Source organism: Megasphaera lornae, assembly GCF_000214495.1.
Lineage (GTDB): Bacteria > Bacillota > Negativicutes > Veillonellales > Megasphaeraceae > Megasphaera > Megasphaera lornae.
Map to the genome: position 1 here is coordinate 109,544 of NZ_AFIJ01000039.1, position 12,997 is coordinate 122,540.

Consider the following 12,997-nt stretch of genomic DNA (forward strand, 5'->3'; position numbering starts at 1 on the left):
TTCGCATTTAGTTGACGTTTCTTTCGGTTCATGCTATGATAGTGAAAAGTAATGCAAATGCGTTTTATTTGCATTCACATATTGTAAGGAGGGATTCATACATGTTAAAAAAATGGATAACCGCAGCCATTCTTGGGATTACCGCAGCAGTTATGCTCACCGCTTGCGGCGGCGGCAATCAGCAGGGAGAACAGACTGCGCAACCGGCAACCAAAATTAAAGTAGCCACCAGTTTCAATGCCATGAAAGAATTTGTACAAGTGGTCGGCAAAGATAAAGTCGATGTCGTCACCATTATTCCGGACGGAACGGAACCGCATGACTTCGAACTGACTACCAAAGACATGAAAGCCTTGAGCAATGCCGACGTCTTTGTCTACAGCGGCTTAGGAATGGAACCGTGGGCCGATCAGGCCATCCAATCCGCCAATAACAAAAAATTACTTGCCGTGGAAGCGTCTAAAGGCGTAAAAGCCATTACGAATACCGATGAAGATGAAATAAAAGAACACGGGCAATATGACCCGCATTGTTGGTTGGGCTTAAACGAAGCGCAAATAGAAGTGCAAAATATAGCCGACGGATTAGCTAAAGCCGATCCTAAGAATGCCGATTTTTATCAAAAAAACGCCAAAGACTATATTGCGCAATTAAAGGCATTGCATGACCAATATGCCGGAAAATTTGCCCGCGTACAAAAGAAACATTTTGTTACCGGCCACGCCGCCTTTGCATATCTCTGCCGTGATTTCGGCTTAACACAAAACAGTGTAGAAGATGTCTTTGCGGACGGAGAACCGAGTCCCAAACAAATGGCGGCACTCATTACATACTGCAAAAAACATGATGTAAAAGTAATTTTTGCCGAAGACATGGTAAGTCCTAAAATCTCGCAAACCTTAGCCGCAGAAGTGGGCGCACAAGTAAAACAAATCAATACCATGGAAAGCAGTGAAGGCGGAAAGACCTATCTGAACGCCATGAAAGAAAACTTGGAAGAAATTCTTCAAAGTTTACAATAAGTAAATAAAAAAATATCACCTACACACTACAACAAAAAGAGACGGTTGTTCACTACAACAACCGTCTCTTTTTATCCGTCATCCGTATCTATCCCTATACACGGCTTATAAATACCGGCTTGCCTCCAGCCGCAACCGATCCAATTGTACATAATAATGATCTCCGGGACATTCCGTATCGTTCAAATCTCGATGACCGAACACGGTCTGTTTATCCGGGGTAAGTCCGTACACGCTACAAACGTACGCGATTAATTTAGCGGCCGTAGCCAACTGACTTTCTGTAGGATAATATTGTTGAAAATTACCTACCGAACAAATCCCCACCGAATCCGCATTATACCGATGACAATGTGCCCCTATCACATCCATGGGGCGCCCCTGTTCAATAGACCCGTCCTTATGAATCACAAAATGATAGCCGATCCCGGCCCAGCCGTTTTGCAAATGCCATTGATGAATTTCCGCCGCTTTAACTTCCCTATTCGTTCCGCCAATATGATGCATGACAATTCTCTTCGTTTCCATACGAGGTTGCAAGTCTTCCGCAAATACCAATTTAGGTCGCTGAATCCGAAGCCGCACAGCGTCTCCCTGTTTTTCCTGCAAGTCTTCTTTTACCTGTATACCGGCCGCGTCCGCAAGGCTTGGAAACAATGAAGTTCCTACCGTTAAGCCGCCGATAACCAATAGCGACTTCCACAAAAACTCTCTTCGGCTCAGTTTGTTCATAACTCATTCCTTTTCTAAATCCAAGAACCATTTACATCGGTTTTTATTATAACACGCGGAATTGTATCTGTCTAAACGAGCCGCGTTTTTCATTAAAAAAACACTTGCACAACATCCACAGCAGGTTACTTTTTTCTCTCCATTAAAACCGTTCTTTCCCTCTAGAAAAACTGCCGAACGGCCCGGGCATATGCATCTCCTTCTTTTTTTAAGTTGTGCACAGTACCTTATGTGCCACCGGCATACGACTTAACACTACCCTTTATTTGTTGTCCTCGCTAAACAATAATGCGGCCTGTAGACACGTATCGTATCTGCAAGCCGCATGCGCCGCATTGAAAAGGAAGTTTCGTTACAACCGTTTCAGCATCCTATCCTTGTCTGAATTCCACTCCCATAGCACCTTTAGGATGTGTCCAGCTTTTTACCCCTTTACCGCCGGCCAACACTCGGCAAGTGCCGCATTCTAAACATCCTTCATGCGAAAAAGTAAGTTTCCCGTCAATATACTTGTACAATTCCGCCGGACACGCCATGACAAGGCGTTTGATTTCCGCTTCATCCGCATATTCTTCATCAATCAAAATATGCGATTCATGTTCATCGGTTACAAATTTTACAAATCCCAATTTATCATCTATACTCATTTTTGCCATTTTACATCGCCTCCCAAGCTTTTTTACCGAGCCCGAACAACCCGTTTAACCCGCCGTTATTCGCCAATACGGACAACCCGATCATGGGTAATGCCACCGGATTGCCGCCTTCCACCTTATATACCATGCCGGCAAATTCATCCGCCATTTTCGGAATATCGTTGAAAATTAAATGATCTTCCAATAATCCCGGTAAATTCTGATACTGTTTCATCAACTTCATAACAAAGCTGCCATCCAACATCGTTTTATATACCGATAAAGACGCTGCGGAAAAATCATTGCGTTTTTTCGCCATAACCGCCGCTTCACCGGCCAATCTTCCGGATTCAATAGCCAAATCCATGCCCCGTACAGTATATCCCAGGTTGACTACCATCGCAGCCGCATCGCCGGTTACAATGACTCCGTCACGAACCAATTCCGGCATCATTTTCAAGCCGCCTTCTGTCACTAAATGCGCCGAGTATTCCGCTAATTTTCCACCTTTTACAAAAGGTGCGACAGAAGGATGATTTTTCATTCTTTCTACCATATCCGGTACGCTCACATCGACCCGGCCGATGTCGGAAATCGTCGTAACAATCCCCACGGAAAGACTTGTTTTATTCGTATAAATAAAACCGCCTCCCAAATTCCCTCCGGTCGGATCGCCGGCAATCATCCACGCCGCGCCTTCGCCGTTACGCAGACCGAAGCGTTCATTAATGACATCTTCCCCTAATTCAATAACTTCTTTTACGCCGACCGCAACATCTTTAGCCGCCAATTCCTGTTTCATGCCCAATTTTTGTGCCAACAGCGAATTTACGCCGTCCGCTAAAATAACCACATCGGCATCCACTTCTTCGCCGCCGCAATTAATCCCGATAACCTTACCGTCTTCCACTACCAGTTCATCCACCAATAAACCGGTCGCCACCATGACGCCTTCTTCTTCCGCTTTATCCGCCAACCATTTATCAAATTTCGAACGCAATACAGAATACGAAGGATATTTTAAATTATGCAAATTTTCGGATTCATATTGAAAACTTAAAGCCCCGCCGGCAGTCATCAAGGAAAGCCTTTCTTGCGTAATTTTCCGTTCAATCGGTGCTTCTTCCGCAAAATTCGGTACTAATTTTTCCAAGCTGTGTCCATAAAGACGTCCGCCGCTGGTATTTTTAGCGCCGCAAAATTTTCCTCTCTCCACCAACATAACGTCCAATCCGCCGCGTGCCATAGCTAACGCAGCTGCCGAGCCTGCCAAACCGCCACCTACAACAATGGCATCAAATTTTTCTTCACTGCTCATAATCTTACCCTCCTTGAGTATGTATTATCGATTCCATGCTTACTGTTTATTTCCTATGCGAATCTTTTAAACCGCCTTGTAAAAGACAGGCGCCAAACATATACGAAGAATGCTTTAACAACGTTAATCCCGCCTGTACAAAAAGTCTTTCCAATTCCCGTCGATTAATAAATCGACAAGTAGATTCCCACAACCAACGATACTCCTGTCGACACCTTCTGCCGCCGCCCAACACCGGCATAACATAATGAAAATATAACGAGTACCAAGGGCGAATCCAACGTGACTCGGGAAGAAAAGAATCCAAACACCAGATCGTACCGCCCGCTTTTACTACACGAGACATTTCTTGCAGAACGCGTCCATAATCCGGTGTATTCCGCAATCCGAAAGAAATAACGGCACTGTCAAAATATGCGGTAGGAAAAGGTAAGTGCACCGCATCTCCCTTTTTCCATAAAACATTTTTTATACCCTTACTTTTTTCCTGCGCCCGCTGTAACATGGCCGGAGAAAAATCCAATCCCCAAACCCTACATTGCGGTCGTTTGTCGGCGATCCCGATAGCAATATCTCCGGTACCGCAACAAACATCCAAAATCGCGCCCGCTTCCGGTACATACGCACACACCCGTTGAATAAGCGCCTCTTTCCATACCCGTTCTCGCCCTAAACTAATTCTCTTATTACCGCGGTCATAAGTACGTGCAATATGCTCAAATACGGTATACACCTTTTCCGCCTTCGACAGATTAGCCATGTAACGCACCGCCCAACACGACAACGCCAAGTATACCGGTATAGGCAATGCCGCAAAGAAGATTGGCACCCACTACCGTACGCATCTGTTGCAGCCGCTCCGTTGCCGTCAATGACGCCGTGAACATACGAATAAAAAACTTTTTTCCCAAAAGCCATAATCCCAGACCCATGACCAACGTCCCCGCGCCCATATATACCGTACCGCAAACGGCCAACGTAAACAGCCACAGGGCAACCAACCGCCTATACCAGTGCCGTGCGCGCGCACGGCCTAAAATAACCGGCAACGTTTTGCGCCCGGAACGCCTGTCCCGTTCAACATCACACGTATTATTCGTCATCATAATTAACGAAATTCCTATGATAACGGGAACGGCCCAAAACAATACTTGTACTTCCCATCGACCGGTCACTACGGCAATAATCCCCAACGGAATACCGCCGCCCATCACAACGCCGGAAACTACTTCGCCAAACGGCAAGTAAGAAATAGGCATTTTGCCTCCGGAATACAGCAACACCGTAATAGCACCTATTACCCCGATTTCGACCGGTACAATCCCCGCTTGCAATAACCGGGGGATCGCAATAACCGCCGCCACCGCTAAAAAGAAAATACCCAATAGTAACGCTTGTCGCGGCGGCACTTGTCCGTAGACTAACACCGCGTCGTCCGCCGCCACCCGATCTTCCGGTTTATCCGTTCCTTTTACAAAATCAAAATAATCATTCAGTGTATTTACTGCCGCTTGCATGGCCAGGCAAGCCGCGGTCAAAGCGATCGCCGTCGACAGTGACAGCGCATATTGATGCGCAACACAGTATAATTCTCCCAACGCAACGGGAATAAGCGTTGCCGGCCAGGTATGCGGCGCGGCCAAATTCCATGCTTGCCGCATCGTCATCCGCCTCGTTGCCCCTTTCATAAGCAGCCCAACTTCCGTACGAGTTTCAATAACTGTGGCGACGCACTATGCGACGGCAAATCGGCCAAAATCCGCTCCGCTTTTTTCTGTTGTTCCCGAATCGCCTGCCAGGTTCGCTCCATACCGCCCAATGCGGCTACCTGCCGTTCCATCTCGGCAATATCCTGCCCCGTCAAACATCCTTGTACACTGCGTTCCATATACGGCCGCAACATCTTTCTCCCTTGCGGGGTTTCACACGCATACAAAACGGGCATCGTATATATTCCTTCTCTAAAATCTTGATGAGAAGCTTTGCCGATCTGTTCCGTAACCGGTAAAAAATCCAATAAATCGTCGCGCATTTGAAACATATATCCCAGCGCTTCCCCGACATTTTCCAACCGCCGTATTAACGATTCATCGCAACCGCTTTCCAACGCTCCCATACGACAGGCCGCCCGAAACAAGGCTACCGTTTTCCCATAAATATTTTGTAAATATTCCGCCAGCGTAACGTCTGCACGATAGCGACACAAGGCCTGTGTAATTTCGCCCGCACACATAGCTTCCACCGCCTTGGCCAACACCATTCCCGACTGCATCAATCCTTCCTGCATTAAGTGGTAGGTAATGCGACTCATAAGAAAATCCCCCGCATACACGGCGGCACTTTTACCGTATCGCCGCTGTACAGACGGTTTTCCTCGACGAAGCGGCGCCTCATCTACAATATCATCATGAATAAGAGATGCGGAATGTGTCATTTCGATCAACGCCGCCGCCTTATATAATCGTTCTTCCGCTTCCGCATACCGCTTTCCGAAAGAGCCGGCCATAATAACCAACCGGGGACGAATCATTTTTCCCTGTGAAGAAACAGCATCCTGTAATACTGCACCGGTGGCCGTATCGGCAAAAGAGTGGGCCGTAAATTGTTTCATATACTGTTTTACTTTATTTAACTGCGCGTCACTGACACCGCCTAATACCTGCCGTATGCAAGTTGTCAAAGGCCCTTTTTCTTTCATCTGTAATTCCCCCTCACCGGTGCCGATCACCTATGCTTGCGGCCGTTTTTCCACCAACAGTTCCGCTGTATGTTTTACCTTAATATTCCCTAATCCGCGCGCATCCAAACCGCCGCGAATTTGCAACATACACCCGGGGCAGTCCACTGCCACTACTTCGGCGCCGGTATCCACAATATGCTGAATTTTCTCTTGCAAAATCGGACCTGCCATTTCAGGATATTTAATAGAGTAAGAACCGCCAAAACCGCAACACTTGTCGCAGCCTTCCATTTCCACCAATTCCACGCCTTTGGTTTTCTTCAACAATTCCCGCTGTTCTTCCGAAACGCCCAATGCCCGTTTCATATGGCACGAATCATGATACGTAACTTTGACTTCTTTACCGTCGCCTTCACTTTCCAATCCGCCCAGCATAGACAACAATTTGGAGAAATCAAACGTCTTCTTGCCGACCGCTTCCGCTTTCTTATACATTTCCGGTTCGTCTTTGAAAAATTCCTTATATTCACGCAACGCGTGCGTACAAGTAGGACAAGCGGAAACAATATAATCATATTCGTCCGCAGCCATTGCCTCTACATTCATGGCGGCTGCTTTTTTAGCATTTTCCACATCCCCCATATAGGTTGCCGGAGCGCCGCAGCAAGCCTGATCCAACGGCATTTCCACCGTATATCCCGCCATATTCAAAGCTTTCACAACGGACGTGGCAATATCCACATATACAAAGTCCAATACACACCCTGTGAAAATAGCAATTTTACCTTTCGGATTCGGGACATCCTGCTTAATAGACGGTAAAATATCACGGAACGGTTGCGGTGCTACACTCGGTAAACTGCGTCCTTCCGTCAAGCCCGACAAAAACATGGGTAAATGCCGAATCATCGGTTGCCCTTTCGTAATGGCGCTCTGCGCGACCGAAGCAATGCGCAACATGGAGTGGAATAAATGCCGATCGGCAACCGTATCCAAACAGAATTTATGTACCGGGTTCAACCCGTCTTCTTGGGCAAATTTCGTACGTAATTTCAAAATCATACCGGCCACATCCAACTTACCGCCGCAAACCGTATTACACGTACCGCATTGGAGACAAATATTTTGAATATCCTTACCGCGTTCCCGGTTGTTCAGGAAACTGGTCAATAAGGTGCCGATACCGCCGGTGTAAATACTGCCGCCATATACATGACCGCCAACCAGACGGAAAGCCGGACATACATTCAAGCAGGCCGCGCAACGAACGCAACAAGCCATATCCTTGTAATCTTCGCTTTCCATTATTTTACGACGTTCCGGCGTATCCAAAATAATGATTTGGAAGTTCTTTTGTTCTTTCGTATCATTTTCCGCATCCGTTACCACCGTCGAAGCACCCGTATATGCCGACAAATATGCCGTAATATTTTGGGCCGTACCGTTCCGCGGCAACACTTTGAAAATATAGCGAACATCACTCATTTTCGCAACAAATTTTTCAATACCGAAAATAAAGAGGTGCATTTTCGGCAACGTGCCTACCATACGGGCATTCCCCTCATTGGTCATCGTAAAGACCGAACCCGTTTCCGCAACTGCCACATTCGCACCGGATACGCCCATTTCCGCTTCTAAAAATTTGGGACGCATCAACCGGCGGGAAGTTTTAACTTCTTCGGCAATAATGGGCGCTTCCGGCGCTTTCGTATAAGACGAAAATAAATCCGCCACATCTTCTTTGGAATAATGAATTGCCGGCATAACCATATGGGAAGGCGAATCTCCGGCAATCGAGTTGATAAATTCGCCCAAATCCGTTTCTTGCGCATGAATACCGGCTTTTTCAAACCCTTGATTGAAGTGAATTTCTTCCGATGCCATAGATTTTGATTTTACAGCCAATTTAACATTATTATCTTTCGCCAATTGCAGCGCATGATCAAAGGCTTCTTGCGCGGAATGCGCAACAAATACATTGGCCCCGTTTGCCGTAGCGTTTTTAATAAACTCGGCAATCATATCATCAATATGATCCCGTGCATAAGACTTAACTTCGTGTACTTTTTCACGCAGCTCTTCAAAGTCATACCCTTTATATACCCGTTCACGGTTTCCCGGATAGGCGCCGGTAAAATTCTTCAGCGCTTTTTGTAAAGGCGCATTTTCCATGGCCCGTTCAATTTCCTGTTTTAATAATTCGTTTGACATATGCCGTTCCCTCCCTTACCGATCTTCCACTACAATAACAGAATATTGTCTCGGTCCATGTACACCGACCGTGCCGACACATTCAATATCGGCTGTACGACTGGGTCCCGTAATGACCCCTGCAAAACGCGGGAAAGGCTTGGTGGCCGCCATTACATCAATCATCGCATCAAAGTCATCCAAAATACGGGACAGTTTAATGACCCCCACATAAACATCCGAGGCAATCTCTACAATACGACAGTCTATATCGTCTTTTAACTGTACAATAGAGCCCAAATTGGCAATACCGTAATCGGCTTCTGTAACGCCCCCTTTATCATCGGGAGAATATTTCCGAAAATGATCTGTATGAACCGTAATTCCCGCCTGTTGCAAAGCCTTTACTACGCCGACTTCACGAAACAGTTCCGATTCCACTACCGATACGGAGGTCGTTTCCTTGGCTTGAAAAATTTTCGCCAATGTGGCGCCCACTTCCGCCGCTTTTGCCAAATAACATTCGCCGTTTACATTCGTCAGGCCTTTTTGAAACACTTCATATACTGCATCCTTTTCCATATGCACACCTCTTTACCTGAAATAAAATGAAAACCAATATGTCTACTTTACTGTAAAGTACTTATGCTTATTGTATATCAATTCACATACACTTCACAAGAAAAAAAGTTTGTTTGCCTATACGTTTTATGACCATATCAACTTTTATTTATGCTGTTTTCGCATTTTCCAGTTATTCATTTACGTTATCTATTTTTAGCTTTTATTCTTATATATCATGATTATTTTGGCATATATTGTAGTTTTCATCATTTTTAAAGGTTTTTATTGTCTATTTTCATTTCATTTTTGCGCAACAAGAAAATGTTTCTCAATTATATTTTATTGACCATTGTCAATATACCGCTCCTTTTCAGTATAGTTTCTCTTTTTTGCCTGTTCTGTTTTCTCCATCCAAAAATCATATTTATTTACTTTATAAGCAATAATATTATTTCTCATTTAGCTGATTTTATAAAGATATAAAAAAAAAGATCTCGTCTCATCAGACAAGATCTTCGTTTTGTATTGTAATAATAAAACTACCCGCATCGCATGTCCCGAGCGGCAATAATATCTACACCTAATCCCAAAATATCAGACACAACCACATCGCCTGTATGCACGGGAGCTTTAACGGAAACCTGTCGTAAAGCTTCTGCACACGCCATTATTTTACCCTTAGGCAAGGTGGTTTGGGAAACTACCGGTAATAATGCCAAGGCGCCGCCTTCCACGCGCACCGTAGTAGTTAACATTCGCTGCGGATCGGTTACTTCCTGACGGGCATATACTTCGCCGCGCGGACACGTATTCCCGGTTACGTCACTTACGGCACCGTCCGTTAACGTAACCGTCAACAAACACCCCATAGGACACATAATGCAGTTCATTTGCTTTGTTTCCACCTTCATCTCAGGCTTCCTCCTTTACCGAAACCGTCCATTCCCGATGCTGCCCCCGCGCTTTTGACGCAGGAATATTAACAGCTATCATTTCACTCGGTTTTGCTACCTGTAACGGTTTTGTCAATAACACCGTATCGCCGCTTTTAACAGAAAGACGCACGTTTTTCATCGGCTTGCGCACACGCATAAACAACCGAATCATTTCTCCGTCCGCAGTAGCGCGTATATGTTGCGGTACACATGTACGAACTTCATCAACAGCCGACACGGCTACATCCGCCACCACTTGCCGCTCCGACTCCCGTGCTTTCAACGCCGCGTATTTTCCGGCAATTTCCGCTTCTTCCGAAACAAAATCCACCAAATCATGTACATGAACCACATTCCCGGCGGCAAAAATGCCGGGAATATCGGTTTCTCTATGCTGATCCACTATCGGGCCGTTCGTCAACGGATGTAGTGTTAACCCTAATCCGCGTGATAACTCATTTTCCGGAATCAATCCCACGGATAATAACAACGTGTCGCAATCAATATCAAATTCCGTTCCCGCTATGGGCTTCATATGCTCATCCACTTTAGCCGCCGTAATACCGGCTACGCGATCCTTGCCATGAATAGCGGTAATCGTATGAGATAAATACAGCGGTATGTCATAATCATATAAGCATTGCACCATATTTCTTGTTAAACCGTTGGAAAACGGACAAATTTCCAGTACCGCCTGTACTTTACATCCTTCCAAAGACATGCGCCGTGCCATAATCAAGCCGATATCCCCGCTGCCGAGAATAACGATTTTTTTCCCCGGTAAATACCCTTCCATATTGACCATTCGCTGGGCGGCGCCTGCCGTAAAGACCCCGGCCGGACGATATCCCGGAATGCGAATTGCGCCGCGCGTCCGTTCCCGACATCCCATCGTCAAAATGATCGTTTTTCCTTTAATATGCAGCACTCCTTCGGTCGGACTGACCGCCGTCACGATCTTCTCCGCACTGACCTGAAGCACCATCGTATCTACCAAAATAGTCACTTCACTGCGATCTTTGATTAAATCATAACACCGCTGGGCATATCCCGGCCCCGTTAATTCTTCTTTAAAATGATGCAAGCCGAAACCATTATGAATACATTGTTGTAAAATCCCGCCGACTTCCCGATCTCTCTCCAATATTAAAATTTTTTTTGCGCCGTGCAGACAGGCACTATACGCCGCTGACAAACCTGCCGGACCGCCGCCGACAATGATAATATCATAGATTTGTTCATTCATTATGCCTTACCTCCGCTTTGCGTCTGTTTGTCATAAAACATATAGGACGCTCTCATTTCTTTTCGTACTTTCGTCACCGGAATATGTAATTCCCGCGCTAAAATTTCCGTGACCCGGGGACCGCAAAAACCGCCTTGACACCGTCCCATACCGGCACGTGTCCGCCGTTTTACACCGTCTACCGTCCGGGCTCCCACCGGTCGCCGGATGGCATCAACAATTTCCCCTTCCGTAATAGTTTCACAACGACAAATAACCCGTCCGTACCGTGAATCTTTCGCGATCCGGGCCTGCTGTTCCGCCGTCGACAACAATCGGAAACAAGGTTGTGCGGGACGGCCTTTTTTATAGTTTGCTTTACGACGTATGCCCCGTGCGGTTACCAGCGGAGTAACAATATAGTCGGCAATCGCCGGTGCGGAAGTCAGTCCCGGCGATTGAATGCCGGCCGCTTGAATCAGTCCCCGTACGGTTCGGGAAGGTCCCAACACAAAATCTCCCGTATCGGATACGGCACGAACTCCGGCAAATTCCGTAATGGACGCTCCTACAGGCAGCTTCGGCACCAATCGCCGTGCTTTTTCTAAAATATCATCCATACCGGCAATAGTTACGGCCGTATCATCTTTTTCCCCCACTTCCAAATCCTGCGCATTCGGACCGACAAATACATTCCCGTGGGTCGTGGCGCATACTAAAATTCCTTTGCCCATTTTAGTAGGGGTCGGAAAAATCGGCGAATACACCAAGTCCTTTTGCGCCGTTTTATCAAACAGAATATATTCTCCTTTACGAGGACAGATAGTAAACGAAGTATCCCCCGCCATACGACTGACATCATCCGCATGCACACCGGCAGCATTGATGACATAATCCGCGGCAATGTATCCCGCTTCCGTTTGTACGCCGCGAACGACGCCGTCTGCCACTAAAATATCCGTTACCGCGCAATCCCGTATCACTTCCGCACCGTTAATGACAGCATTTTCCGCAAATGCCGTCGCCAACCCGAAAGGCCAGCAAATACCGGCAGTAGGTGCCCATAACGCAGCGCGAATTTCCGGACTCACATTCGGTTCTTCCCGCCGCATCGTATTACCGTCAATAATTTTTAATCCCGGCACACCATTCGCCCGGCCGCGTACCAGCAATTCCTGCAAAACCTGTTCTTGTTCCTCATCCAACGCCGCCACATAAGATCCGGACCAGCGAATATCCAAATCCAGTTCTTTTTGCAATTCATGATACCGCGCATTGCCCGCTACATTCATCCGCGCTTTAAGGCTTCCTGTAGGCGCATCAAACCCGGCATGCAAAATAGCGCTGTTCGCTTTTGTCGTGCCGGCCGCCAATTCCGGTTCCGCTTCCACCAACACCGCTTTCAGATCATACTTTGCCAATTCGTACAATATTGCCGTTCCTGTAATACCGCCACCGATGATAACCACATCTGCTTTTTTTATCATAATTACAACCTCTTTCTTTGCATGATACAGGCATTTCGATTGATATTTTCATTATAAACGTCGGTGAAAATATTTGCAATGAAGTTTTTACAAAATTTCCGACAACAGTAGTGCCATACTTCCCCTAAAAAAGAACTTGACTATATACTTCCGCATGCGCTTTATATCAAAATTGTGGCATATAAAAAGCGATTTCGCAATAGCGAAAT

At 46.3% G+C, this 12,997-nt stretch carries 12 protein-coding genes; 1 reads left to right on the forward strand and 11 read right to left on the reverse strand.

Features of this window, described 5'->3' with window-relative positions:
* The first annotated feature begins 101 nt into the window (after positions 1-101).
* Positions 102-1,022 (forward strand): metal ABC transporter substrate-binding protein, encoded by a 921-nt coding sequence (locus tag HMPREF1039_RS06965; protein WP_007391638.1) that lies wholly within the window; start codon positions 102-104, stop codon positions 1,020-1,022.
* 105 nt (positions 1,023-1,127) lie between these two features.
* Here HMPREF1039_RS06965 and HMPREF1039_RS06970 read toward each other — a convergent pair whose 3' ends face one another.
* The 11 genes from HMPREF1039_RS06970 to HMPREF1039_RS07020 form a co-directional block, all read right to left on the reverse strand.
* Positions 1,128-1,754, reverse strand: coding sequence for a peptidoglycan recognition protein family protein (locus tag HMPREF1039_RS06970; RefSeq protein WP_232217188.1), 627 nt, complete (start codon positions 1,752-1,754; stop codon positions 1,128-1,130).
* A gap of 371 nt (positions 1,755-2,125) precedes the next feature.
* Positions 2,126-2,410 (reverse strand): hypothetical protein, encoded by a 285-nt coding sequence (locus tag HMPREF1039_RS06975; RefSeq protein ID WP_007391655.1) that lies wholly within the window; start codon positions 2,408-2,410, stop codon positions 2,126-2,128.
* 1 nt (position 2,411) lies between these two features.
* Positions 2,412-3,707, reverse strand: a complete 1,296-nt coding sequence (locus HMPREF1039_RS06980; RefSeq protein ID WP_007391746.1) for an FAD-dependent oxidoreductase — start codon at positions 3,705-3,707, stop codon at positions 2,412-2,414.
* 46 nt (positions 3,708-3,753) lie between these two features.
* On the reverse strand, positions 3,754-4,467 hold the full coding sequence (locus HMPREF1039_RS06985; RefSeq protein ID WP_009369705.1) for a ubiquinone/menaquinone biosynthesis methyltransferase: 714 nt from the start codon (positions 4,465-4,467) through the stop codon (positions 3,754-3,756).
* Positions 4,460-5,368 carry a prenyltransferase gene (locus HMPREF1039_RS06990; protein WP_007391652.1) on the reverse strand — a complete coding sequence of 303 codons (909 nt, stop codon included), beginning with the start codon at positions 5,366-5,368 and terminating at the stop codon, positions 4,460-4,462. Before HMPREF1039_RS06990 ends, HMPREF1039_RS06985 begins: the two co-directional genes overlap by 8 nt.
* Positions 5,369-5,391: 23 nt before the next feature.
* Positions 5,392-6,405, reverse strand: coding sequence for a polyprenyl synthetase family protein (locus tag HMPREF1039_RS06995; protein WP_007391686.1), 1,014 nt, complete (start codon positions 6,403-6,405; stop codon positions 5,392-5,394).
* A 30-nt stretch (positions 6,406-6,435) separates the two neighbouring features.
* Positions 6,436-8,598 (reverse strand): L-lactate dehydrogenase (quinone) large subunit LdhH, encoded by a 2,163-nt coding sequence (gene ldhH / locus HMPREF1039_RS07000; protein WP_007391627.1) that lies wholly within the window; start codon positions 8,596-8,598, stop codon positions 6,436-6,438.
* 15 nt (positions 8,599-8,613) lie between these two features.
* Complete coding sequence (locus HMPREF1039_RS07005; protein ID WP_007391703.1) at positions 8,614-9,159, reverse strand: LUD domain-containing protein; 546 nt, start codon at positions 9,157-9,159, stop codon at positions 8,614-8,616.
* A gap of 521 nt (positions 9,160-9,680) precedes the next feature.
* Positions 9,681-10,052 carry a DUF1667 domain-containing protein gene (locus HMPREF1039_RS07010; protein ID WP_007391682.1) on the reverse strand — a complete coding sequence of 124 codons (372 nt, stop codon included), beginning with the start codon at positions 10,050-10,052 and terminating at the stop codon, positions 9,681-9,683.
* Position 10,053: 1 nt separating this feature from the next.
* Entirely contained in the window at positions 10,054-11,322 is a 1,269-nt protein-coding gene (locus HMPREF1039_RS07015) for an NAD(P)/FAD-dependent oxidoreductase (protein WP_007391674.1), read from the reverse strand.
* Positions 11,322-12,788: an NAD(P)/FAD-dependent oxidoreductase gene (locus HMPREF1039_RS07020; RefSeq protein ID WP_007391692.1), complete on the reverse strand. Its 1,467-nt coding sequence runs from the start codon at positions 12,786-12,788 to the stop codon at positions 11,322-11,324. Before HMPREF1039_RS07020 ends, HMPREF1039_RS07015 begins: the two co-directional genes overlap by 1 nt.
* Positions 12,789-12,997: the final 209 nt, after the last annotated feature.